The 24889-nt window shown below is 40.6% G+C and carries 21 protein-coding genes; 5 read left to right on the forward strand and 16 right to left on the reverse strand.

The annotated features are described in order from the left end of the window. Positions 1-23: 23 nt before the first annotated feature. Together CUB63_RS10800 and glpD are read left to right on the forward strand one after the other, a co-directional pair. Positions 24-782, forward strand: a complete 759-nt coding sequence (locus CUB63_RS10800; RefSeq protein WP_006534541.1) for a DeoR/GlpR family transcriptional regulator — start codon at positions 24-26, stop codon at positions 780-782. Between the two features lie 309 nt (positions 783-1091). Further along, positions 1092-2585 (forward strand): glycerol-3-phosphate dehydrogenase, encoded by a 1494-nt coding sequence (gene glpD / locus CUB63_RS10805; protein WP_006534540.1) that lies wholly within the window; start codon positions 1092-1094, stop codon positions 2583-2585. Positions 2586-2698: 113 nt separating this feature from the next. Here the strand turns inward: glpD and CUB63_RS10810 are convergent, their stop codons facing one another. Then, complete coding sequence (locus CUB63_RS10810) at positions 2699-3061, reverse strand: DUF488 domain-containing protein (protein WP_072064908.1); 363 nt, start codon at positions 3059-3061, stop codon at positions 2699-2701. Between the two features lie 278 nt (positions 3062-3339). On the opposite strand from CUB63_RS10810, the gene metF reads away from it, so the two are divergent. After that, a complete protein-coding gene (gene metF / locus CUB63_RS10815) occupies positions 3340-4239 on the forward strand; it encodes a methylenetetrahydrofolate reductase (RefSeq protein WP_109399131.1) in 900 nt (299 codons plus the stop codon). Between the two features lie 50 nt (positions 4240-4289). On the opposite strand, the gene CUB63_RS10820 is transcribed toward metF, so the two are convergent. The 15 genes from CUB63_RS10820 to CUB63_RS10890 form a co-directional block, all read right to left on the reverse strand. Continuing rightward, a complete protein-coding gene (locus CUB63_RS10820; protein ID WP_006534535.1) occupies positions 4290-4880 on the reverse strand; it encodes a DUF4291 domain-containing protein in 591 nt (196 codons plus the stop codon). A 255-nt stretch (positions 4881-5135) separates the two neighbouring features. Further along, the gene (locus tag CUB63_RS10825) at positions 5136-6140 is read right to left on the reverse strand and encodes a LacI family DNA-binding transcriptional regulator (protein ID WP_109848011.1); all 1005 of its coding nucleotides are present in this window, start codon (positions 6138-6140) and stop codon (positions 5136-5138) included. Positions 6141-6196: 56 nt separating this feature from the next. Next, a complete protein-coding gene (locus CUB63_RS10830; protein WP_006534533.1) occupies positions 6197-7714 on the reverse strand; it encodes a tripartite tricarboxylate transporter permease in 1518 nt (505 codons plus the stop codon). 19 nt (positions 7715-7733) lie between these two features. Further along, on the reverse strand, positions 7734-8195 hold the full coding sequence (locus tag CUB63_RS10835; protein WP_006534532.1) for a tripartite tricarboxylate transporter TctB family protein: 462 nt from the start codon (positions 8193-8195) through the stop codon (positions 7734-7736). Positions 8196-8256: 61 nt separating this feature from the next. Then, positions 8257-9231, reverse strand: coding sequence for a tripartite tricarboxylate transporter substrate binding protein (locus CUB63_RS10840; RefSeq protein WP_228407144.1), 975 nt, complete (start codon positions 9229-9231; stop codon positions 8257-8259). A gap of 20 nt (positions 9232-9251) precedes the next feature. Further along, on the reverse strand, positions 9252-10304 hold the full coding sequence (locus CUB63_RS10845) for a sialidase family protein (protein WP_109848012.1): 1053 nt from the start codon (positions 10302-10304) through the stop codon (positions 9252-9254). 22 nt (positions 10305-10326) lie between these two features. Beyond that, complete coding sequence (locus tag CUB63_RS10850; protein WP_109848013.1) at positions 10327-11256, reverse strand: dihydrodipicolinate synthase family protein; 930 nt, start codon at positions 11254-11256, stop codon at positions 10327-10329. A 10-nt stretch (positions 11257-11266) separates the two neighbouring features. After that, positions 11267-12913, reverse strand: coding sequence for a hypothetical protein (locus CUB63_RS10855; protein WP_006534527.1), 1647 nt, complete (start codon positions 12911-12913; stop codon positions 11267-11269). 50 nt (positions 12914-12963) lie between these two features. After that, positions 12964-14550 (reverse strand): FGGY-family carbohydrate kinase, encoded by a 1587-nt coding sequence (locus CUB63_RS10860; RefSeq protein ID WP_109848014.1) that lies wholly within the window; start codon positions 14548-14550, stop codon positions 12964-12966. Positions 14551-15094: 544 nt separating this feature from the next. Beyond that, positions 15095-15847 carry an ABC transporter ATP-binding protein gene (locus CUB63_RS10865; protein WP_072064925.1) on the reverse strand — a complete coding sequence of 251 codons (753 nt, stop codon included), beginning with the start codon at positions 15845-15847 and terminating at the stop codon, positions 15095-15097. A 24-nt stretch (positions 15848-15871) separates the two neighbouring features. Next, entirely contained in the window at positions 15872-16687 is an 816-nt protein-coding gene (locus CUB63_RS10870) for an ABC transporter ATP-binding protein (RefSeq protein WP_109399137.1), read from the reverse strand. After that, positions 16665-17534 carry a nickel/cobalt ABC transporter permease gene (opp1C, locus tag CUB63_RS10875; RefSeq protein WP_109848015.1) on the reverse strand — a complete coding sequence of 290 codons (870 nt, stop codon included), beginning with the start codon at positions 17532-17534 and terminating at the stop codon, positions 16665-16667. Before opp1C ends, CUB63_RS10870 begins: the two co-directional genes overlap by 23 nt. After that, positions 17534-18463, reverse strand: a complete 930-nt coding sequence (opp1B, locus tag CUB63_RS10880) for a nickel/cobalt ABC transporter permease (RefSeq protein ID WP_109848016.1) — start codon at positions 18461-18463, stop codon at positions 17534-17536. The genes opp1C and opp1B overlap by 1 nt, the downstream gene beginning before the upstream one ends. 71 nt (positions 18464-18534) lie before the next feature. Next, complete coding sequence (nikA, locus tag CUB63_RS10885) at positions 18535-20109, reverse strand: nickel ABC transporter substrate-binding protein (RefSeq protein ID WP_109848017.1); 1575 nt, start codon at positions 20107-20109, stop codon at positions 18535-18537. Between the two features lie 11 nt (positions 20110-20120). Next, entirely contained in the window at positions 20121-20906 is a 786-nt protein-coding gene (locus CUB63_RS10890) for a class I SAM-dependent methyltransferase (protein WP_072064934.1), read from the reverse strand. Between the two features lie 411 nt (positions 20907-21317). On the opposite strand from CUB63_RS10890, the gene CUB63_RS17510 reads away from it, so the two are divergent. Further along, positions 21318-22835 carry a vWA domain-containing protein gene (locus CUB63_RS17510; protein WP_157955980.1) on the forward strand — a complete coding sequence of 506 codons (1518 nt, stop codon included), beginning with the start codon at positions 21318-21320 and terminating at the stop codon, positions 22833-22835. A gap of 577 nt (positions 22836-23412) precedes the next feature. Then, complete coding sequence (locus CUB63_RS10910; protein ID WP_109399142.1) at positions 23413-24888, forward strand: SrfA family protein; 1476 nt, start codon at positions 23413-23415, stop codon at positions 24886-24888. The last annotated feature ends 1 nt before the right edge of the window (position 24889 follow it).

The raw sequence follows: 24889 nt of genomic DNA on the forward strand, positions 1-24889 counted from the left end.
ATTTTTAACATTAGGGGATACCTGTGAAGCAAACGCAACGACATGATGCCATCATTGAACTGGTACGCCTACAAGGCTATGTCAGCACTGAAGAATTGGTGGAGCATTTTGAAGTCAGCCCACAGACCATCCGACGTGATTTAAATGAATTAGCGGAAAAGAACAAAATCCAACGTCATCACGGTGGTGCGGCATTACCTTCAAGCTCAGTGAATACGGCTTATCATGATCGTAAAATTATGTGGTCTGATGAAAAATCACGTATCGCACAACGAGTAGCAAGCTTAATTCCTGATGGTGCAACACTGTTTATTGATATCGGTACAACACCTGAAGCGGTCGCACATGCATTAATTAACCACAAAAACCTACGTATCGTGACCAACAATCTCAATGTGGCAACGTTACTGATGGGCAAAGAAGACTTTCGCTTAATTCTTGCGGGTGGTGAAGTACGTACACGAGATGGTGGCATTGTCGGTGAAGCGACACTTGATTTTATCTCTCAATTCCGTCTTGATTACGGTATCTTAGGGATAAGCGGTATTGATATGGATGGTTCTCTACTTGAGTTTGATTACCATGAAGTTCGCACTAAACGCGCAATTATCGAAAATTCACGCTGTGTAATGTTGGTGACTGACCATTCTAAGTTTGGTCGTAATGCGATGGTGAATTTAGGTAATATGAATCTAATCGATTACTTATTTACCGATCAAGAACCCCCCGCAGGGATCCAAAAAATTGTTGAGCAACACAACGTTCAACTCGAATTATGTTAATTGAATAAATTCCTCAAAAAGTACCTTATCAGGTACTTTTTTTTCGCCTATTTCCTACTAAACTCAGATTAATCCATTCTATTTGCTCTCATTTTTGATCTGTCTACACTCTTTTTCATTAATACATGAACAATGTTGCTTATTATTAATAAACCCACAAAAAATGTGGATATGATAATAAATTGTTACCCATATCACGCGGTTATGTTTTTTATCAGTTATATAGTTGGCATTTTCATCAAACTTCATTACAATTGTGAGCGAAAACGAACATTAAAGAATTATTTCGCGCATTCGTAGGAGGATGTTATGAAAACTCAAGACTTGATTGTCATCGGCGGCGGGATAAACGGCGCTGGAATTGCGGCGGATGCAGCTGGCCGAGGCCTTTCAGTACTTATGCTGGAAGCTCAAGACTTAGCAAGTGCGACATCTTCCGCGAGCTCTAAACTTATTCATGGTGGTTTACGTTATTTAGAACACTACGAATTCCGCTTAGTTAGCGAAGCACTGGCAGAGCGTGAAGTATTATTACGCTTAGCACCACATATCGCATTTCCAATGCGGTTCCGCCTGCCACATCAAGCACACTTACGCCCAGCTTGGATGATCCGTATTGGTCTATTCCTTTATGATCATTTAGGAAAACGTGTCAGTCTACCAAGCAGTAAAGGCATTAAATTTGGTGCAAACTCTGTTTTAAAACCAGAATTAACACGCGGTTTTGAATATTCAGATTGTTGGGTTGATGATGCACGTTTAGTGGTACTCAATGCACAAGAAATCGTCCGTCGTGGTGGTGAAGTGCGTACTCGCACAAAAGTAACCCGCGCTTGGCGTGAAAATAATTTGTGGATGGTAGAAGCGCAAGATTTACGTACTGGTAAAACATCGCTTTATCAATCAAAAGCTCTTGTCAATGCGGCTGGCCCTTGGGTTAAAACCCTGTTTGACGAAGGCCTAAAACTGAAATCACCTTATGGTATCCGCTTAATTAAAGGTAGCCATATTGTTATTCCTCGTGCTCATAACGAACCACAAGCTTATATTTTACAAAACGAAGATAACCGTATTGTCTTCGTTATTCCTTGGATGGATGAATTCTCTATCATCGGTACTACGGATGTTGAATATAAAGGTGATCCTAAAGATGTCGCTATTGATGACAACGAAGTTCAGTATTTACTGAAAGTCTATAACGATCACTTTAAAAAGCAGTTAACCAAAGAAGATATCGTTTGGAATTACTCTGGTGTACGCCCATTGTGCGACGACGAATCCGATTCACCACAAGCGATAACCCGTGATTACACCTTAGATGTTCACGATGATAATGGTCAAACACCACTATTATCTGTATTTGGTGGTAAATTAACGACTTATCGTAAATTAGGCGAACACGCCGTTGATAAACTCGTAAGCTACTTCCCTAACATGGGTAAACCGTGGACCAAAAATGGTCAATTACCGGGTGGTAATTTAGAAGGTTGTGATCGTGATGGTTATTCACGTTTAATTCGTCAACGTCATCCTTGGTTACCAGAAGCACTAGCGCTGCGTTTTGCCCGCACTTATGGTAGCAACACTGAATTACTGCTTGAAGGTATTACTGATTTAGCCGGTATGGGCGAAAACTTCGGTCATAATCTGTATGAAGCAGAATTACGTTATTTAGTGAAACATGAATGGGTTATCGAAGTTGATGATGCGATTTGGCGTCGTACCAAACTCGGCATGTGGCTAGATGACGAACAAAAACAACGTATTAGTCAATGGTTAGCGGCTAATACACAAAATTCATAAGAATAGTCACCCTATTCTCTGACTCTGTTCGATGTTTTTATTAGCAATTTTTGTGGCGCCTAATACCGCGCCACTTTTTTTTGCTTTTTTTACCAAAACGCTAAAATTACTCATCATTGATCATGAGTTAACTGCTTTTCTAGAAAAGCTTTTAACACTGTTGCATTATTTTGTTGCTCGTCTTTACCTGAATAAAGTAATACCAGCGGTTGCTTTTTGGCTATTGCGACAAGTGATTGCCAATGTTCAGGTGCAGCCATTAATTCTTGCGTATAACGTTGCCTGAATTCAGTAAAATCGCCCCCTCCGCCATGAAACCATTTTCGTAATTCAGTCGAAGGCGCGACACCTTTATTCCATTCATCATAATGAAAATCGGTCTTTTTCACACCCCTTGGCCAGAGCCTATCGACTAACACACGATAACCTTCATGCTCGCCGTCTTTATCATCATAAACACGTTTACAAGTGATCATTTCGCCTCTCATCAATACGTTAGTTAACTTTATTGTAGAAGAAAAATGAGAAGATTGACCTCTCAATACGCTCATTTTCATCATAGAGTCTCTTTCAACATGAAATTTTCTCTCCTTTTGATTGAATTATCCTCATCAAAAACAAGGTGAATAGTTGTTGACTAAATAACCTAATTAAGAGAATCTACATCTAGACGTCTAAATGGTTAGATGGGTAACTAGGTAGTGATACTTAAATAAGAATAACAACACAGTGACATGATTGATGAGGTATAGGTATGAGCTTTTATCACGCAAGCCAACATGAAGCATTAAACCAAAATCTTGCCGAGCTTGATGGCCAGATCCAAGTTTCTTTTGAGTTTTTCCCACCTCGTACCGAAGAGATGGAAAATACTCTTTGGCAATCTCTTGCGCGCTTAAATACCTTAAAACCGAGCTTTGTTTCTGTGACTTATGGTGCAAACTCAGGCGAGCGAGATAGAACGCACTCGATTATTAAAGGGATCAAAGAGCGTACAGGATTAGAAGCCGCACCGCATTTGACTTGCGTTGATGCTAGCCGTGAAGAACTACAGCATATCGCACAAGATTATTGGCAAAGTGGTATTCGCCATATTGTTGCCTTACGAGGTGATTTACCGGACAACACTCAAAAGCCCGATATGTACGCCACCGATTTAGTTCATTTACTCAAAGGCGTGGGTGATTTTGATATCTCCGTTGCAGCTTATCCTGAAGTCCATCCTGAAGCAAAAAGCGCACAAGCGGATTTAATTAACTTAAAAAGAAAAGTCGATGCGGGAGCAAATCGCGCCATCACTCAGTTCTTCTTTGATGTCGAAAGCTATTTACGTTTTCGTGATCGCTGTGTTTCAACAGGTATTGATGTGGAAATTGTGCCAGGTATTTTACCTGTCACTAATTTTAAACAGTTAAAACGCTTTGCCGATTTAACCAATGTAAAAATTCCGGGATGGATGCATAAAATGTTTGATGGGTTAGATAATGATCCTGAAACCCGTAGTCTGGTAGGTGCATCAATTGCAATTGATATGGTGAAGATCTTAAGCCGAGAAGGCGTCAAAGACTTCCATTTTTATACACTTAATCGCTCAGAACTGACCTATGCTATTTGCCATACGCTAGGCGTTCGTCCTGAACTGGTACAAGCCTGATCCTAACTTACAATTACCCCGCTAATTAAGCGGGGTGACATCGTGATAGATTACTCACCAAAGTGATATGGCTTTTCTACTGGCAATAGGCTGTATGCGGTGTCGAGATCACCATTAGCAATACAATTATCTATTTTACGTGCCTTATCGGTAATATCCGTAATATTCACAATCCACTCTTGGCAATATTTTTCAACTGCTTGATTTCGCAAACCAATTTGGATAGTGCGATAACTGAGTCGATTCAGATAAATATCACGTTCAGGATCCCACTGAATACGGATATTACTGGTTTCTGATGCCGCTTTCCAAGCCTCAGCACTGACATAGCGGTCTGGGTCAAAATGACTCACAACACCTTGTGTCAGCATCTCTTGAAAGCCTTCATGGGTAATATCAACGGCAAGAATAGAAGCTTGGTTAGCATCTTTACGTCCCCAACCAGAACGGTACATCATCCAAAGAAAGGAAGGTTTTACCCAAGTCATGCGGGTCATACTAAAGGGGGGCGAAACAAATGTTCCGTTTGCGACTGCGCTCTGAGCAATAGTATTTGAATAGGCTTGATAAACACGAACAAAATCATTCGTATAATATGCCCTTACTTCGCATTCAGGACATCGGTCAACATCATCGTTCATCTTTCTTTAATATCCTTTTATATTAATAAAATGGAACTATCCGCTTAAATTATGAGCCTCTGATTACAGATAATCAAGAGTCCCCATTTTTTATAAGGCTATATAAATAGCGTAACGCGTGCCCACAGAAATAAAAAAAGAATAACAATAAAACGAGCAGACTCATGTTCCTATTGTGTTTTATTTATACAGTGATAAGTCAATTAATCTTGCTAATCTACTCACAAAGTGAGGCGAATAAGCAATTTAATTGACTCACTGGATAGAGATTAGGCGCTCGATAAGCTGTGTTTTGATAAGTGAAGGGGATTTCACGGTATTACCTGAAATTTTTGCCGTCATGATTTCAAACGCTTTTTCGACTAATAAAGCCTCATCTTGCTTCATTGACCACACGTTATTAGGTAAAAAGCTCAACATCACATGATCATCGAAGGTACCAATATGGAGGTGAGCAGGAATAACACCTTCACGCTGACGAATAACACTCAATAGACCTTCAAGAATAGGCAGTGATGAGGCAATAAAATGAGTCGGTATTTGCTGATGTTGCTCTAAATACTGTTTCATCATTTGTTCGCCATCTTTGGTCGTATTCTGTTCTGCATAAGAGACCGTGACACGACTATCATCGCCATAATGCTCTTTTATCGCTTGCACATAACCGCGCAAACGCGCTGCAATCGTAGGCAGTAATGCATCTCCCGCAAAAAAATGGATTGGTGCATCTTGCTTTATCATCGCTCTTGTCAGTTGAGCACCACTGTCACAGTTATCTGAAGCGACACAAATAGCCTCACTCACAGAGAAATCTCTATCTAAAAATACCAATGGTTTTTGACGATGCTTAACATGGTGTAGCTGATTTTTGCGGCTTGATGAAACAATGAAAATACCATCAACATTGCGTTCATCCATTGATTTAACAAGCTTATTTTCATTTTTGATATCACCATAGGTACAGCTAATTGTTAGCTGGCAACCAATTTGGTGACAATGCATCTCTAATTTTTCTGCTAAAGCAGCGAAGAATGGGTTAGAAAGACGAGGGATAACCAATCCGTAGGTATCTGTTTTATTCAGCTTTAAACTTCTAGCTGCATGATTGACGGTATAGCCAAACACCTCAACATAGTCCGCTATTTTCTTTTGCGTTTTTGCACTGATCCGGTATTGATCACCTTTGCCATTTAATACCAATCTGACTGTGGTAATAGACAAATTCAGGTCATTTGCAATCTGTTCAACTGTTTTTGCCATTAATATTCCATTATTGATATTGTGCCCTCATCGTAATGATGAGGGCCTGTTAACCTTTACTGAGCAGGCTTAGCTCGGTATTTCTTCCACATCGCTTTTAACGAAGGTCCAATAATGGGTAGGATCAACGTCAGTATCGCAATACCTAAGAATGTCGCTGTAATCGGGCGTGTATACAGGATAGATAAATCACCCTGAGACATCATTAAAGCACGACGTAAGTTTGATTCTGCCATCGGCCCTAAGATAATCCCGATAACCACAGGAGACATGGAAAAATCGAGCTTAATCATAATGTAAGCGAGCAATCCTGCCCCCATCATCACAAATACATCGATGATACTATGGTTCACAGAATAAGCACCGACACTACATAATACAAAGATAATAGGTACTAATACACGGCGTGGCACATCCATCACTCGAACAAAGAGTTTCATACATAAGAAACCTAAGATACCGAGGAAAATATTCGCCATCATCAAGCCAATAAAAATACTGTTTACTTCAACGGGATTGTCCGTAAAAAGCTGAGGCCCCAATGCCAATCCTTGAACCATAAACGCACCCATAATAATGGCGGTTGCGCCATCACCTGGGATACCTAAGGTCATTAACGGCACCATGGTTCCGCCTGTGACTGAGTTTGCACCAGCCTCTGGTGCAGAAACACCTTCTGGTGAGCCGTGACCAAATTCTTCAGGGTGTTTAGACCAACGTTTCGCTTCGTTATAAGAGATAAATGATGAGATATCTCCGCCCGTTCCCGGAATAGCCCCAATCGTTGTACCAATGGCAGATGAACGAAAATAAGTTGGTAATACACGTTTAAAATCAGCCCATGTCGGTAATACACGGTGAATACGTGCGTTAATTTTTTCGCTCTTCTTCTGTTTGCGTTCACGGTACTCTTCTTCAAAGCTAATAAGTCCTTGAGAGAAAGCAAACAGACCCACCAAGATAGGGATAAACGAAACGCCACCCATTAGGTAAACGGTATCAAAGGTGAAGCGAGGCCCAGATGTCATTGGATCAAGACCAATAGTTGCAATCGCTAAACCTATCGCACCACCCATTAATCCTTTCACAATCGATTGCGATGATACACTGGTAATAATACTTATGCCAAATACAGCGAGCGCAAAATATTCAGCCGCCGAGAAACCCGTCGCCACTTTTGCTAATTGAGGCGCAATAACAATCAGGGCGATCGTACTAAAGACGCCTCCAAACATAGAGCCCATCGTAGATAAACCCAACGCTCTGCCTGCTTCCCCTTTTTTCGCCATTGGATAACCGTCCAATACCGTTGCAGCGGAAGCGGGAGTACCCGGCGTACTAATCAATATCGCAGTAATTGAGCCGCCATAAACGGCACCACAATACATGCCTAATAACAGGAGGATCCCTGTCATTCCTTGGAAGGAATAAGTTAATGGGAGAAGTAATGCAATCCCCATATTCACTGTTAAGCCTGGTAATGCGCCGATAATAATACCCGCGAACACCCCTAACAGGATCATCGTTATCGTTTCCAGACTGAAAACGACCATTAAAGCGTCTAGTATTTCCATCTCAAAGCTCCTTTACCGCTTACTCAAAAAAGACGGAGGTTGGCAGAGGTGAATTAAAGATAATGTCAAAGAAGACATAAACGACGGCAACTATTACAACCGGAATAACAACCAATGCAATAGGTTTTCTTTCATTCATCAGCCACATAATGATCGGGATAAGAAGCAGTGACGGAATAATAAAGCCAAAAAAGTGCAGGCCTGTGGCATAGACCAACATAAAGAGGCCCAAACCGTAAGCGCGTTTAACTGCAGTAGAACTCAGGTCAACAGACTGGTGTACATGTTTGATTTTATCAACCACAACACTGATCCATTGAAAAATCCCCAGTAAAATAAATAAGATGGCTAAACCGTAAGGCCAAAAACGTTCCCCTGGTACACCATAATCATCAAACATGCTCATATCACGGGAGAGATAGATAATTAGTGCCCCGAAAGCCACTGAAATCGCACCGATGATTGTATTGATTTTTGTCATGTCGGGATCTCCCCGACCCTACCTGCCGTAACAGGTAGGGTGGTTTATAATAATAGAAAGGTTATTTTTTCAGGGTTGTTGAAATTAACTCAGCATACATCTCGTGGTCTTCTTTCATCATTTGGTAAGCATCGTCACCAGTGATGAATACAGGCATAATACCTTGTTTTTTCAATGCTTCTTGATATTCAGGTTTTTGAACCACTTCAGAGAATGCATCCACTAACTCTTTCTTCACGTTATCAGGTACATTAGCGGTTGTTGCTAATACAGCCCAAGCACGCATTTTCACGTTAGTATCTAATTTCAATGCTTCTTTGAAAGTCGGTACTGCTGGGAATAATGGGAAACGACGTTCATCCATTACACCAAGAACACGTAAAATACCCGCATCAACTTGAGATTTAACCGCACCTGGTGTGGTTAATACGCCATCAATGTGATTACCCACTAATGCTGCGATTGAAGGACCTGTACCTTCGTTATAAGGGATATGGTTAAATTTAGCGCCAGTAGTACGTTCGATATTCACGCCCGCTAAGTGATAAATAGCACCCATACCCGAGTTACCGACTTTCAGTTTACCCGGATTCGCTTTCGCGCCATCGATAAACTCTTGTAACGTGGTGTAAGGTGATTCTGCATTAACAACTAATACCACTGGGTCGGCAATAGTTGTTGCGATTGGGGTAAAGTCTTTATAAGTAACAGGTGATTTTCCTTGGTGTGGGAACATCGCCAATTCGACGGTTGTCATCACTAATTTTGTGCCATCTGGGCGCGCATTAGCAACTTCAATCAGACCCGTTAAACCATTACCAGCAGGCTTATTCACAGGAACAAAAATACGTCCAGCTGGCATAACATCTTTTGCAAATTCAATGATAGTACGAGCAGAAGTATCAGTACCACCGCCCGGATTTTTCGGGATGACAACATCAATATTTTTTGTAGGATACGTTAACTGTTGGGCAACAGCATTCCCCATGCCCAGTGTCATCGTAATCGCCAACGCTGCGAGTAGACTCTTTTTCATAAAACCCTTTCTCCACATTTTTATTGAGTAGCCATTAATTGCTGATAAACAATGTTTTTTCGATTCCAAGTAAAGGTCACGTGTAGGGTATTGTTTTCAGCAATAATAGCCGGATATGAAAATTCGCCTTCCCCATCGAGTAAATCGAATGGTTCAGACCAAGTACTGCCATTATCGGATGAAAGACTGACAGAGATAGGATAACGACGGCTCCAGTTACCTGAATTCGGGTTATACACCAATGCCAGTTGACCATCTGCGAAGGAGACGACATCAATGCCGCTATTATTATTTGGTAATATTGTTGCATAAGCCGGACACCAACTGCGCCCATAATCCGTTGAATCGCTACGATAAATAGTACCGCGCGTACTCCGCATCATGGCATGCACATGCCCAGGCTGGGATTCCCATAGTGTTGGCTGTATCACGCCATCCCATTGAAAAACACGTTGTAGATCAGTCTCCCATAGGGCATCGTCCTTTAAACCCTGCCAGATTTCATGTTCCATCTGCCCACCTTTATGATGTTCAATCGGAATATCCACTCGCAACCAGTGTTGACCGTTGTCACTTGAAATATCGACAAACGCATCCCAGAATTGGTCATCCTCAACCGATCCTGGTGCCAACCACTCGCCATTCGACATCACTAATACTTTGTTCTTCACAGGACCTCTAGGTGCTACATCACCAGAAACCAATTCACTCGGTAAACTCCAGCTATTTCCGCCATCCTTCGAGATAACGTATTGGGTCGTCCAACTATGTACATCGGGACCCGTTTTATAAAACAGCCAGATATTACCTGTTGATGGGTCAACATGTAAAACTGGATTCCAGTGTGCAACACCCGGATTTTTAACAACAGGTTGAGCGTGTTGCCAATGATCACCCTCTTTCATCACTAGCCAGATAGCGGTATTACCGCTACCTTCTTTATCGCCAGCGAAAAAAGCGGTTAACAAACGCTCAGAGTTAGGCACACGCACAATCGTTGAAGCATGGCAGTGATTAAAAAGTGAATGTGCATTATCAAGCACAAACTGGGTTTCCTTCATCACGAAAGGCATATTCCTACTCCTGTGTCCTAAATTAATCTAACGAAAGCCACTTCTTCATATTCTCACCCAATGCAGTCATGCTATTGACGGCAGAAGGGAAAAATGAGTTTTCAAACTGACTGCTGTTACGGGAACGGCAGACCAGTGTGCTGAAGTTACCAATCAGGCGCTGATGATATTTAGCGCATGCTGGATAATCCAGTGTTTCGGTCATCGCTGCTGTTGATAAATAATCTGCTAACACCGCAGCCTGCTCTGGTTTATCTTTCCAATTCTCATAAAGCCAAACATAAAGCTCTGGATGGAAATTTGCCATAACACCGCTATATGCCTGACATCCTGCTTGGAATGAAGCTAATAGCGTTTGACTGTTGGCGTTTGCAAGATGCAAGCGAGTTCCTTTTGATAATGCCAAACGGCGCTCTATCATTGGTAGAGAACAACACGTATCTTTGATGAAAGTAAAGCGATCACTTTGTGCACACCACTCTACAATCTCTTCAGATAACAAGCATTTGTAAGGATGAGGACATTCATAAATGCCCAAATCAATCTCTTTTGGTACCACATTGGTTAAGACTTGCAGTGTTTCCAGCGCTTTATCATCAGACTCACCAATAAGCGCTAAGCGATTACTGATCATAATGACGCCATCAACACCTGTACCTGCCATTGCCTGCAATTGTTCTTTTTGCTGGCTTAATGCGGTTGCAGTATGGCCAGAAGCCACTACAGGTACTCTTCCATCTGCTTTTTCAACGATAAAGCGGGTAAGCGCTTGAGTTTCCTCATCACTTAAATAAAACATTTCGCTTGATTGGCAGGCAGCAAAGAGTCCATGTACACCAGAATCGATATACCAGTCTACAAGGCGCTCTAATGACGCCCAATCAATCTCCCCTTTGGCATCAAAGGGAGTTAACATAACAGGCCAAACACCGACGTATTTTTGCTGGCTCATCATCAATTCCTTACAGTAAGTTAATGGCATCGCCTGCCACTTTCACTTGGATACCTTGAGTCAATGCTTGAGCAACGAATGCTTTAAGCACAAACGCCAATTTATCTTCATCAACATAAGCCACGGTAATGTGGTTACTTTGATGCCCCGCCATAAGGTCATCACGTGTTACGCCATCTAACGTACAGTTCAGTAATGGCCATTCGTAGTTAGTTGCTCTACGACGACGTTCAAATTCTGCTTCAGGTAATTCCACCGCTACGCCAGTACCAATATGCATAATTACATCAGTACCTTCATAGTGTGCACGCGCCCATAACAAACGCCCTGCTTTACCTTGACCTGCGATAGTTGATCCTCCTTTAGGGAAGAACATCGGAGGCTGACGATAACCTGTCGCACCTTTTAAGCCGCCTTTGAGGTGTTCAAAAGGAACCGATCCTGAAATTTCCATATCCCAGTAGAACGTGCCTTCATACTCACTACCCCAACGAATATCATGCAATGTGGTTTCCGCCGGTAATCCTAATGAGGTTAATAAACGCCATAACATCGTTTGAGGAATAGCCGTACCCATATCCACTTCGTTGATACAAGGAATTGGCGTATTAGGGCAGATAATCTCGCCGTTTTCATCTGGTAGTGGGAAACGCGCGGTTGAACCAATCGCACCTTCAGCAAAGTCAGACGCTGGGCAACAATCTTTTAAGCCCTGCTGATATTGCACGCCCACCGCAGTTAAACCAAAACGTTTGACGAAACGCGCCATTGCAATCATCATGGCGCACTGTTCCATCACCTGTTCACGAGTGAGTTCAGTTTTGTCATCTTGACCAAACATAAACGTCATCCCGTTATCTTCGTACCACTGTAAACATGCCTCTCTTAATTCTGTCGGCACTTTCGCCATTTCGACCAGTAACGCAGATTGAGAAAGGGATTCAATTGGCATACCAATATTGATCATCGCCTGTTGTGGGAAGACCCCGTTAATCATTCCCATACAGAATGTATCGAACAAACCAATTATTTCTTTATTTTTAATTATATATTCGCCGACTTTACGACCCACTTCGCCAGCGTCTGTCGCCATTACCCTGTGTGTTGGCGCAATATCTGTAAGATAGCTAAGCTTATGATTTACATAACCATATTTTAACCAAGTCGCTAAGCCATCTACAAAAAATTCATCATCAAATTCTTCTGACCATAAACGTGAATAATTTTTACCTAAACTGGTCATCGTGCCCGCTAAACACAACATTCCTACCAAACCCGGCCATGTACCATCAAAGTTAGCTAGCAGTAAAATAGGACCACGATGGTGTGCTAATGAAGAGGCAATATGGTGTGAATATTGCCATGCAGTTAATAACACGATAACCGGCGCATCAGGATCGATAGCGGCAAACATGTCGCAACCTTCACGCTGACTACTGATAAAACCATGACCGCGAGCTTCATTAATTTCATGAGCACGCTTCATTTTGTAACCTTGAGCTTCTAATGCTGCAGCCAATTTATCTTCAAATTTTTTCTGTACAGGCCAGCATGTTACGTTTGCAGGCTCACGTAAGTCTGCGTTGGTGACCATCAGGATCTCTTTCTGACCTGCTGTGATGGTTGTTGGTAATTTTGGTAGATTTAAGTTCAACATAAGATATCCCTGGTGAGGTAAACTTGGTTCATAATCGGAAAAATTAGAGGTCAACAATCTGACATCATTTCGTTATAACGCTGCTGATCTTGATACATCTGCAAATAAACTTGATATTTAGCTTGATGGAAAGCAAACGTGTCGCTATCTGGTGTGATAATGCTGCCTTCTCGTACCATTGCGCTGGCAGCTTTTGAGAAATCATCAAAGGCTTTACACGCGACAGCACCGAGTAACGCAGCCCCTAAATTCACCGCATCTTCTTCTTGTGCTAAATGAATTTCACGACCTGTCGCATTGGCGTATTCGCGTAGCCACAATGGATTTTTCGTTGCTCCACCGCACATCACAATGCGATTGATTTGATGTCCAGCATCTTCAAGTGTGTCGATAATATGGCGTGTGCCATAAGCAATAGATTGCAGTGTTGCAAGATAATAACGAGCCAATGCAACACGACCACTTTCCAGTGTTAATCCGCTTACCATACCTTTTGCAGCAGGATTGGCGCGCGGAGAACGATTGCCATGATGATCAGCTAAAACATGAAACTGTGTCGTTGGATATTGTTCATTCTCTTCCAATTCAGCGACAGCTTCGTTTAATAAGGCATAGTAGTTAACGCCTTTTTCATTCGCTTCTTGCTCTAATTCAGCCCATGACTCATGACGGCGGATAGACCATTCAACTAACGCACCAGCGGCACTTTGACCACCTTCGTTTAGCCACAATTCGGGTAACATCGCGCCAAAGTAAGGTCCCCAAACACCGGGCACCATAATGGGATATTGGCTCACAATCATATGGCAGTTAGATGTACCACTGATAATTGCCAAACTCCCTTCAGGTTGTGATGCCGTTAATGCCAAGCCACCCGCATGTGCATCAATAATGCCTGAAGCAACAATGACACCTGTGTGCAAGCCAAACGCATTGGCAACCGACTCATCTAAACAACCTGCTTGTTCACCCAATGCCAGAATGGTTTGTGGTACTTTTTCTAATAATTCATCCAAACCTACATCGGCTAACAAACTCTCACTGAATTGTCCCTGATGTGCTAAATAGTTCCATTTACAGGTTAATGTGCAGGTACTTGCTACATCTCCTGATGTTGCTTTCCAAACTAAAAAGTCTGCTAAATCAAAGAATCGCCATACATTTTGATAACGTTCTGGGTAATGGTTTTTCAACCACAGAATTTTTGGCAATTCCATTTCAATACTCACTTCACCACCAACATATCGCAGTGAAGGATCATTGGTCAGATTGATGGTGACCGTTTCTTGTACAGCTCGGTGATCCATCCACATGATGATATCTTGTTCAGTGTTACCGCTTGGTGAAACAGAAAGCCCTTTACCGTCCTTACCCACTGCAACTAAAGAACAAGTGGCATCAAAACCAATAGATTTCACATGGATAGGATCAATAGCAGATAACGCCACCGCCTCTTTTACGGTAGTGCAAACCTGCTGCCAAATATCGGTAGACGATTGCTCAACGAAATCCGTTTTTGGACGGAATTGAGCAATAGGGCGGACAGAAAAGCCCAAACGCTTTCCATTGCTATCAAATACCGCTGCACGGACACTGGCTGAGCCAACATCAACGCCAATAAAATATTGTTGTTCCATGCGAACCCTCATCATTTGCTAACGCTATGCTAATTTTTGCTACTTCGAGTTAGCAAGTTAATTCGAGCATGACGAAAAAACAATCACAATAAGAGTAGTTTGTGATGCAGATCTACATAGATAATTTAACTATATGATTTTATAGGTAATTTATTTATTTGGCTTTATGCATTATTTAGATGACGTACTGAATCGATTATGTTCGCTATGAAACTAACGAACATTTAATTAATAATGTAAGTAAAAACACTTAAAATAATATTAACGCCTCAACAATACCCTCTCTTCTATTAAAAGATATCTCACTAATAATGAAAGATATTATTCAAAAAATAATGAAATCAGGGAAAACAATAATATTCCTATTGCTATAACGCTCTATTACTTTATTTTTAATAAGTTAATTTAAATTTATATATTCATTTTTGGAGTGTTTGATCATGTTAAAAAATATTGCTGTCAGTCTCTCTCTACTACTTTTTCAGCGACATTAGCAGAAAAAGAATCACATCAAAAAATACTTAACAGTATTGCTGTTTATTAATTAGATAACAGATTGAATAAGTTTTTTAGAATAATCATGTGTAACATTACCTAGATTATTTACCTCACATAATTCAATTTTCTTACCTTGTAAAAAGAACATCACTTTATCGCAGAAATAAGCCACCGTTTGAATATCATGACTAATAAAAAGATAAGAGAGTGCAAATTCTTCTTTTAACTGTTTTAATAAATCTAATATTTGAACTTGAGTGGGAATATCTAAAGAGCTAAGCGCTTCATCTAATACAATAAGTTTTGGATAAGACGCTAATGCACGACATAAACATACCCGCTGAGCCTGACCACCAGACAGTTCAAATATATAACGGGTATAGCAACTTTTAGGTAATTCTACTTTATCTAAAAAAGCAAAAATAAGTGTTCTGAGTGCTTGATGGCGAATACTTGGATTAATGATTTTAATCGGCTCAGCAATAATTTCGCCTACCGTTAATGTCGGATTAACAGAAGTCAGATAATCTTGAAAAACGATACTGATTATACCTTGGCGATGAAGTCGTTTTGTAACGGGCTTATTATTTAAAGAGATAACACCACTATCAGGTAATTCTAATCCACAAATTAAACGAGCTAAGGTACTTTTACCACTACCACTTTCCCCTACTAAACCAAAAGTTTCTTGGGTATTTATATTAAAAGAAAGCGCATCAATAACCTTCACTTTTTCACCGAATAAAGTGTTATTTCTTTGAGTATAAAACTTACTGATATTCTCAACGTTTAATAACATAGCATCTCTTTTATTATGATGATATTAATCTGTTTTTTTATTAATCAATTGCTCAAAACGTAATGAAAGCTGTCGGCGTGCATTAATTAAATAACGCGTATATTCCTGTGTTGGAGATGTTAAAACGGTTGCTTTATCACCACATTCAACCATTTTTCCCTCTTGCATCACGACAATATCATCAGCAATTTCATTAACGAGTCCTAAGTCATGGGAAATAAAAATCAGCGTTGAATGATGAGTGGTGACGACATGCTGGAGTAGCTTTAAAATCTCTCGACGAAGGGGTGCATCAAGCGCCGTTGTCGGTTCATCAGCAATTAATAGTTTAGGTGACAACGCGAGCGCAATTGCAATCATCACACGTTGTAGTTGTCCGCCACTTAATTGATGAGGGAATGCCTGCATAATAGATTGAAATTGATGAGGAAAAACATGAGATAATGCCAACTGAGTTTCTTCCAGCGCTTGCTTTTTAGTATAGGAAAAATGGTAGATTAAAGTTTGGCTGATTTGCTTACCTATTTTCATCAAAGGATCAAACGCACTCATGCCATTTTGAACAATCAAACCTAAAGATGTTCCCAATAAAGCTCGACGTTGAGAAAATGCCTCATCACTGATTTTCTTTCCTTCAAAGAGGATCTCCCCTGATACTACTAATTGTTCAGGCAGTAATCCCATAATGGCTTTACTCATCAAGCTTTTGCCACTTCCACTTTCTCCGATAATTGCGAATGTACGCCCTTGCTTTATCGAGAAAGAGACATCATCAATCAGCTTTTTTCCGCTTTCTTGATGAGTAATAGAAACATGCTCAAGCGTCAGTAAGTTGTTCATGCTTTTCTCCTACTGACTGGCGATTATCAGGATCAAACACATCACGTAAAAAATCACCCCAAAAATTAAAGGCAGTGACAACAAGAGTGATAGCAATCCCCGCAGGCAACATCTGTTCTGGATGTAATACCATGACATTTTTTGCTTCACTGAGCATATTTCCCCATTCTGGGATCGGTGGTTGTACGCCTAACCCTAAAAAAGAGAGCGCCGAGATCATTAAAATAACACTGCCAATATCGGTTGATGCTAAGACGATAGTTTCAGCAAACGTCACAGGTAATAAGTGGCGTCGTAAAATATGGTGAGAAGGCGCACCAATCACGCGGGCGTAAGCAATATAGTTACGATGTGAATATTGGCGAACAACCCCCCTGATCATTCTGGCATACCATGCCCATTTCACTAAAACAACGGCAATTAAGATATTACCAATGCCCGGCCCCATTATTCCCACTAACGCTAAGATCATAATTTCTGCAGGAAATGACAAAACTACATCACATAATCGCATAATCAAGGTATCTGTCTTTCCATGGAAAAATCCGGCTAACATCCCCATTAACCAACCAATGATTAATGTCACACTCATGGCAAATAAGGCATAAAATACTGTCGTTCTTACACCAAACAATAACCTTGAAAAGATACAGCGCCCTAAATTATCCGTACCTAACGGATAATCAACACTCATGGGCTTAAATTTCAAACGTATTGAAGTTAATGTGGGATCATGCGGTGCTAACCAAGGGGCGAATATTCCTGCAATAACCACAATCATAATCACCAATAAACACAGTTGTGCACTTTTATCTTTTGCGAGCCGTTGCCAAAAAATCCGCCACATTATTCTCTCCTTAACCGTGGATCTGCCATCATTTGAATGACGTCCATCAGAAAATTAAAAAACAGAAAGAGCAGTGACATCAATAAAATATAAGCTTGTATCATCGGATAATCACGACCAAATATGGCGCTGATACATAGTCGCCCAATTCCCGGCCATGCAAAAATATTTTCAATGACCACTGTACCTGCAATAAGCTTCGGAATACTCATACCCAGTGCCGTTAAACTGGAATACAGCGAATTTCGTAAAATATGGCGACGTAAAATCAGGTTATCCGGTAATCCTCGTGCTTTGGCATAAAAGACGTAAGGCTGATGCCATTGGTTTAACATCGCACCTCTTAACAAGCGTAAATAAGTACCGATATACCCTAAAGAAAGCGCCAGAGCAGGCAAAATAACAGATTGTGGTGATAACATTCCACTGACAGGGAGCCAATCTAAATAAACGGCGACTCCCCAGATTAATAGCAATCCTAACCAATAATTAGGTATAGCCGTTAAAACAAACACAATGAAACGAATACATTTATCTATAAAACTTTGAGGTTTAGCCACACACCACAATGCTAAAGGCAGTGCCAAAATAATCGTAAAGAATAGCGCCGTCGAGGCTAGCCAAAGTGTTGGAGGTAATGCCCTTAACATCTCTTGAATAACAGGGGTTCTGGTAAGAAAAGACGTACCAAAATCGAGCTGGAACCCCGCCATTAACCATAAAAAATAACGCGTAAAAAAAGGCTTATCTAAACCTAGCTCATGACGCATGCCTTCAATGGCTTCGGGTGTGGGTACGATTTCATTGACACGTAGCGCAACCTCCGCAGGATCAGACGGGGCTAATTCCAACAGAATAAAAGCAATAAATGAAATCATCAGTGCCAGTGGGAAGATCGCCAGCACTCTCCAGAATATATAACGTAGCATAAGATTTAATCAGTGTGGCATGTTGATATTACGTGCCACACTTATTTGGGTTAATCTCATTGATGTATTAATTAAGGCTTAAAACGCATCTTTTCAAACGGTATTTCATATTGAGACGGATTAAAGCCAACATTTTCTAATTCACTGCGATGGATAGCCTTAGTACGTGAATAGGTTAATGGGATATAGACCGCTTGCTCTGCTAATGAAGTAAATAAGGTTTTATAGAGTTCCTGACGTCGTGTTTCATCAGGTGTAATTAATAGCTCACCAATCATGGCATCTAATTCGGCTTTATTAGCCAACCCTTTTTGCCCTTGATAATCCGCATGAGCCGGTATTCTAAATGATGAAACAAAAGAAGCCGGATCGTAAGGTGTTCCCCATGAGAGTGAATATTGTAAATCGAAATCACCATTTTTTTGTCTATCTAAATAGGCTTGTTTCTCTTCACCTAAAATCGTTAAACCGACACCAATCTTTTTAAAATCATCTTGAATAAGTTCAGCTATCTCTTTCTCAACCGCATTGTTCACATTATAAGAGAGCAACAGCTGTAATTTCTGACCTTGTTTCTCACGGATAGCCTGACCTTTTGGTAATACCCAGCCTTCGGCTTCTAATAGCTCAATCGCTTTTGTCGGTCGATAAACATAAGTTGGAGAAGTAAAATCACAGTAAGGCACGCTACGCGCCATTAAAGTATCAGCGACTTTTTCACTGCCCGCTAAAATACCTTGTGCTATCCCCTCTTTATCGACGGCATATTGTAATGCTTGACGAACTTTTTGGCTGGATGTTATTGCACGACTACTATTGAGCACAATCGCGCGAGACGCGATCGGTGCACTCATTTCAGTATTGAATTTATCTGATGCCATAAGAGCTTCAAATGAATCCATATCTAACATGTCGCCATCTGCACCAAAAATAAGCTGAATATCCCCTTTTTGTAGAGAAAGTAACATGGTTTGTCTATCGGGGATCACTCGCCACATTACCCCATTTAATACAGGTTTTTCTCCCCAATAATTTGGGTTAACTTTAAACTCTGCATATTGGTCTTTTTTATGTTCAGTTAATACCCAAGGCCCCGTACCAATATAGTTCGCAACACCTGTTTTTGTTTTGCCATTAATAAATGAATTTGGCGAAATAAAGCGGAATGGGCGAGTTAAACCTAATTCAGTTAATGTTGGGTAGTAAGGATGTTTTAAATTTAATTTAACGGTAAATTCATCGACAATTTCAACGTTATCAATCTGACGCACTAATTCTAACCATGCATGTCGTTCATAGTTGTCTAGCACAGCTTCAATGTTTAATTTTACCGCGTTGGCATTAAACGGTTCGCCATCACTAAAGGTCACATCATGACGTAAATAAAAGGTATAACTTTTGCCGTCTGGGGAAATATCCCAACGTTCCGCTAAATAAGGTGCAACACCTTTTTCGGTATTTAATACAAGGGATTCAAATACCATATTTTGAGCCGCCATCTCACCTGAGTAGAGATGCGGGTTAATATCACGAATATCTTTTGTGCTAGCATAATCCAACATATTATTACTTTTATCTGCTAACGCAGGAAAAGCACATGTAAATGTTAATAATAGTGTTGAGAACACTGAAAATAAGGGCTTCACGTTATTCTCCTTTAATCATTTATTCTTTGTTTTTGAGCGTGGATCATAAACATCGGTGTTGAACCATAATTAATTTTTTCTTCTTCGTTCCATACAAAATCACCAATGCGAGTATCTATCATATATCGACTAAAACCGACTTCTAACAAAGTATTAATATCCCATTGAGGACGCTTTATTTGACTCAATGGAAGTTGGCGGGCAATTCGTTCCATCTCTTTGGTATCTGTATTGACGTAATGATCTTCAACTTGCTTTTCAATTGAACGCTCTCTATCTGCTACAAAACCTTGCCAATAATTCTCATCAAAGAGATGTAAATACCAATTAGCATCAAAATTAATTAAACTGCCTCCCGGTTTTAATACACGAAACCACTCCGAATACGCTTTTTGCGGCGCTTTTAAATTCCAAGTGACATTACGGCTGACAACAAGATCAAACTGCTCATTGGCAAAAGGCAGTTGATGTACATCGCCTCGAATAAATTGAATATTTACCTGATGTGTTTGTGCATTTTGTTTAGCTTCCTGCAACATGCCCTCAGTTGCATCAATTGCCGTGACATCATGACCCGATAACGCTAATAAAATGGCAAAAAAACCAGGGCCTGTCCCAATATCAAGCACCTTTAAGGTTTCGCCTTCTTTGATATGCCCCAATAACAGATGACGCCATTTCTGTTGTTTCTCGCTCAGCAATTCCTGTTGATTAGACTCACTATAACTTTCAGCTCTGATATTCCAGTAGCGAGTTACATCATTAAGTAATTGGTTATTATTTATTTTATTTGTCATCAGAAACCTGCTGTTATATCCACATAAAAAGAGGAATAAATTCCCCTAAAAGCGAATGATTTGGCTATTTTTTAGTGTGGGTAACATACCTTGTAACCCCAAGATGCTCTATGTGCTATATCAATATTCACCAGTACTTAATCAGGAAGATCAGCCAATTTGCGATCTTCCTCTTTAACATAAATACGCATCCCAATAGGGGTGAAGATAAATAAGCAAATGGATTATTTCTCCTGTTAAAATAGAGAAATAAATTGAGCGAATTTAGAAATAAAAATAAAATTTGTCTTGTATTAAAAAAGTGGGCGCTTTAATTTCACCTTTTTTATAAAACCGTTATAGTCAATAATATTGTTATCTTAAATTTCTTTCTTTAAACGAATAAAGCCGTCACATAAGGCTCTCTAAAATATGAATCGAATCTCACGATTAACGGCTGATATTACCCGCGCCGATTTTGCCTTCACGCATCAACAGCAATTACTTCAATTGCTGACCCAACATTTTCCGACTAAGTATCATTCTCTATTTGCTACTCCAGAGAAAAAATCGGATGACGTGATTGAATGGTATTCTCCTGTTTCTGGCAACCCTGTCGCTTTAACCTCGTTACAAGACCAAGAACAACAAGAAATAAGACGCATTTTAGATGAACGCCTTAACGATATTAAAACGCAAACAGCGTTATTGGCTTCACAAAATAGAATTACGGATGAAGAGCGCCACCTTTTAGATACCGCATCAACGCTGCCTGATAGCGAAAGTGTCTATGTAATTAATGGGCAACCTGTTATTACATGGTGGCCTCGCACAACCCCATTGCCACCACCTATTGCTCAAGTTACTGCGGGTGCAAGTGCCGCGGCGGCGGGTGCTGCACTCGCTGATGTGCCAGCCAAAACACGCAATCGCTGGTTACGTTGGCTATTACTCTTCTTATTCTTGCTGTTTTTAATTTTATTGGCATCTTGGCTAAAAGGGTGTTTTGATCCCAAGACCGTTCCTCCTGTTGTGGAAGAAAAACCGGCTGTTGTTATACCGCCAAAACCAGAGCCTGCCCCTGAGCCAGAGCCGACCCCTGAACCCACTCCTGAACCTGTACCGGAGCCTATTCCTGAACCAGAGCCAGAACCAGTCCCAACACCTGCACCTGTGCCCAAGTCTATGCCAGTGAAAAAACTCACACCACTAGAAGCTTGTGTACAAGATGAATTGAAAAAAACCGGTGTGACAGAGAAAACGGCAAATGCAACTTGTGAAAATCGCTTGGCAAATAAAATTAAGCAAATGTGTCCAGCCGAACGTCCACCAGAATTAGCACCACAGGTCATTCTTATTTTTGATGCTTCTGGCTCGATGGCACTGAGCATGAATTTAACAGAAAGTGATTTAGATTATATTGCTTCAACTGGACAACTTTTCCCAGGTTATGATGCCGAACCCCGACGGATCACGACAGCAAGAAACGCCGCAATAAAAATCATTAATAACATTCCGTCAGATATGAAAATCACTACCGTTGTGGCATCTGACTGTGGTGTTGTGAAATCAAGCCCTGCTTATGGGGGTAATGAGCGGTCAAAATTGCTTAACTACATTAAGCGTATTGAGCCAGATAGTGGCACACCATTAGCCGAGTCGATTAAACGTGCGAGTAATCTAATTAAAGGCAATAATCGTGACACCATTATTGTGTTGTTATCTGACGGTTTAGAGTCTTGCGATCAAGATCCATGTTCAGCAGCCAGAACATTAAAACGTGCTCATCCTCGCGCGGTTATTAATGTTGTCGATATCTTAGGAACGGGTGCAGGTAACTGTGTGGCGAATGCAACGGGCGGTAAAGTCTTCACTGCACGTAATGCGAATGAAGTCAGTTTAATGACTCGCAAAGCGATTGAAGATTATATTCCGAAGAACTGTAAATAATGATTAATTACTATTTCTAATATTTAATTCACCCTCTTTGGTTTCACATTGAGGGTGAACTTTTTCACGTATCGCGTGTATTTTATTATTATATTGAAGTTAGCAATCTCTATATCTTATCGATTGCAGACCATTCTTTAATTATGTTTTTTTCTTTTCTTGCTCTCTCATTATTCAGAATAAACCTATTTTGTGATTATTATCACAGTGACTAGATGATTATTAATAGTTTATTCTTTTATATTTTTTCTTTTTTTCTTCTATTTCCTTATTTTTTAATGTAAAACCCAACATTCCAGTGATTTAATCTATATATTTCAAAAAATATAGCGCAACCTATATTGCCACGATTTAATTATCATAATCGCTATCTCAATATTCCCGCTTTCACGCAAGAAAAATAAAAAAGTCTTTAATAATAATCAGTTAATTAACCCTAAATAATCCGCTAGATAGACACCTAATTTCTGATAATATAAAATGTATATCAATTTTATATCTTTATTTTTAGCCTTAAAGCCTATTTACGGATAAGCCAACTTACCCATAGATAATCTTGCCTAGCGGAATGATCGTCGTGAATAAAGCATTCTTACGAAGTGGTAAATTAGAAAGTTACCTCCCGATGGGAGAAAATGGACAGGCTGTTTATATCTCTGCACTGCAGCTACGTGAAACTCTGCGTTTGAAAGGAAAGGCACATATTTCTCAATGCCTTGCCATTCCTCAGCCGAATGAAACTGGCGAGCGCATTGACTGGTATTCACCGATTGATGGCTCGGTTATTCCTTGGTCTGCAGCTTCCGAAGAAGAGCGTACAGCTGCTTATGCTGTGCTGAAAAAAAATCAAGATGATTTAATCGCTTTTAGTGAACAAGAGAGGCAAAAGGCTGGAAATAAAGAAAGTCAGCTTTTTGGCGCACTCCTCAGTAAAACCATCCAATTTCCTGACGAAAACCATATTTTTATTGTTGATGGCCAACCGATTATTACCTTTTGGGGATTTGTCAGCGCCAATCAACAACTAAGAGTTGATCCTGTTGCTTGCTTAAAACCCGTTGTTGCGACAATCGCACCAACATCAACAACGATCCCACCAGCGCAAGAAAAAGTCATTATCACTGAGACTAAGCGCCCTTGGTGGCGTTTCTTATGGTGGCTGTTACCTTTATTATTACTTCTACTCGCTATTTTCTTCTTAAGAGGCTGTTTCTCAGCGCCAACGTTACCTACGGTCGATATTAAAACACCCAATATTGAAGCGCCTCAACTACCCGATCCTACGCTTGAAAAGCCAAACGTTCCCACTGTGGTGACTAATGGTCATACCGTTGGTATACCAACAGGTACCGTTCACACAGGTACATTAGGCACCGTAGATGCAAATGGAAATGTGATTAATAGCACTGATGGGAACAGTGCAGTAGTTGATCCTAATACGGGGTTACCTGTGGTTGATCCTCAAATAGATAATAACCAAGGTGCTTTACCTGAAGGAGCCGCGCCCAACGATGCGCAACAATCGAATGTGCCTCCTGTTGATCCCACAACACAAAATGAGCAACCGAAAACAGATACTCCTCAAAATGCAGGGAATGAGAACAATACCGCCAACCCTCCGGTTGATCCTAATGCACCACCCGATGTCACACCACCAGCCACGGCTGATAACACAACACCACTGACTATTCCTGCAAATGCGTTAGCTAATGGCTCAACCCAATTCCTTAATGGCCAATGGAAAGCAGGTGCAGGTATTCAAGATCAAAAAACAGGTAAACCACTGAGCTTGAACTATCAATTAGATAATGGTAAAGGGCAAGTCGTCATGACACGCAGTGATGGCGTGACCTGCAAAGCCCCTGTTAACGCAGCCGTCAATCACGGTGGGCTGAATATAAATAACCAAGGTCAGGCTCTGTGTAGTGATGGCTCAAACTATTTGATGCCAAATATTATTTGCCAACCTGGAAGCCAAAATATTGCTGATTGCCAAGGGAAATATGAGAACAGTCAGCCATTCCCATTATCAATGAAGCGGGAGAATAATTAAT

Source organism: Proteus penneri (assembly GCF_003144535.1).
Lineage (GTDB): Bacteria > Pseudomonadota > Gammaproteobacteria > Enterobacterales > Enterobacteriaceae > Proteus > Proteus penneri.

Coding starts and splice junctions, on each gene's coding strand:
- opp1C (WP_109848015.1), bottom strand. CDS start 17,534: ATGTGGCGGATTTTTTGGCAACGGCTCGCAAAAGATAAAAGTGCACAA.
- CUB63_RS10855 (WP_006534527.1), bottom strand. CDS start 12,913: ATGTTGAACTTAAATCTACCAAAATTACCAACAACCATCACAGCAGGT.
- glpD (WP_006534540.1), top strand. CDS start 1,092: ATGAAAACTCAAGACTTGATTGTCATCGGCGGCGGGATAAACGGCGCT.
- CUB63_RS10830 (WP_006534533.1), bottom strand. CDS start 7,714: ATGGAAATACTAGACGCTTTAATGGTCGTTTTCAGTCTGGAAACGATA.
- CUB63_RS10870 (WP_109399137.1), bottom strand. CDS start 16,687: ATGAACAACTTACTGACGCTTGAGCATGTTTCTATTACTCATCAAGAA.
- CUB63_RS10850 (WP_109848013.1), bottom strand. CDS start 11,256: ATGAGCCAGCAAAAATACGTCGGTGTTTGGCCTGTTATGTTAACTCCC.
- metF (WP_109399131.1), top strand. CDS start 3,340: ATGAGCTTTTATCACGCAAGCCAACATGAAGCATTAAACCAAAATCTT.
- CUB63_RS17510 (WP_157955980.1), top strand. CDS start 21,318: ATGAATCGAATCTCACGATTAACGGCTGATATTACCCGCGCCGATTTT.
- CUB63_RS10890 (WP_072064934.1), bottom strand. CDS start 20,906: ATGACAAATAAAATAAATAATAACCAATTACTTAATGATGTAACTCGC.
- CUB63_RS10865 (WP_072064925.1), bottom strand. CDS start 15,847: ATGTTATTAAACGTTGAGAATATCAGTAAGTTTTATACTCAAAGAAAT.
- CUB63_RS10840 (WP_228407144.1), bottom strand. CDS start 9,231: ATGAAAAAGAGTCTACTCGCAGCGTTGGCGATTACGATGACACTGGGC.
- CUB63_RS10810 (WP_072064908.1), bottom strand. CDS start 3,061: ATGATCACTTGTAAACGTGTTTATGATGATAAAGACGGCGAGCATGAA.
- CUB63_RS10825 (WP_109848011.1), bottom strand. CDS start 6,140: ATGGCAAAAACAGTTGAACAGATTGCAAATGACCTGAATTTGTCTATT.
- opp1B (WP_109848016.1), bottom strand. CDS start 18,463: ATGCTACGTTATATATTCTGGAGAGTGCTGGCGATCTTCCCACTGGCA.
- CUB63_RS10845 (WP_109848012.1), bottom strand. CDS start 10,304: ATGCCTTTCGTGATGAAGGAAACCCAGTTTGTGCTTGATAATGCACAT.
- CUB63_RS10820 (WP_006534535.1), bottom strand. CDS start 4,880: ATGAACGATGATGTTGACCGATGTCCTGAATGCGAAGTAAGGGCATAT.
- CUB63_RS10835 (WP_006534532.1), bottom strand. CDS start 8,195: ATGACAAAAATCAATACAATCATCGGTGCGATTTCAGTGGCTTTCGGG.
- CUB63_RS10860 (WP_109848014.1), bottom strand. CDS start 14,550: ATGGAACAACAATATTTTATTGGCGTTGATGTTGGCTCAGCCAGTGTC.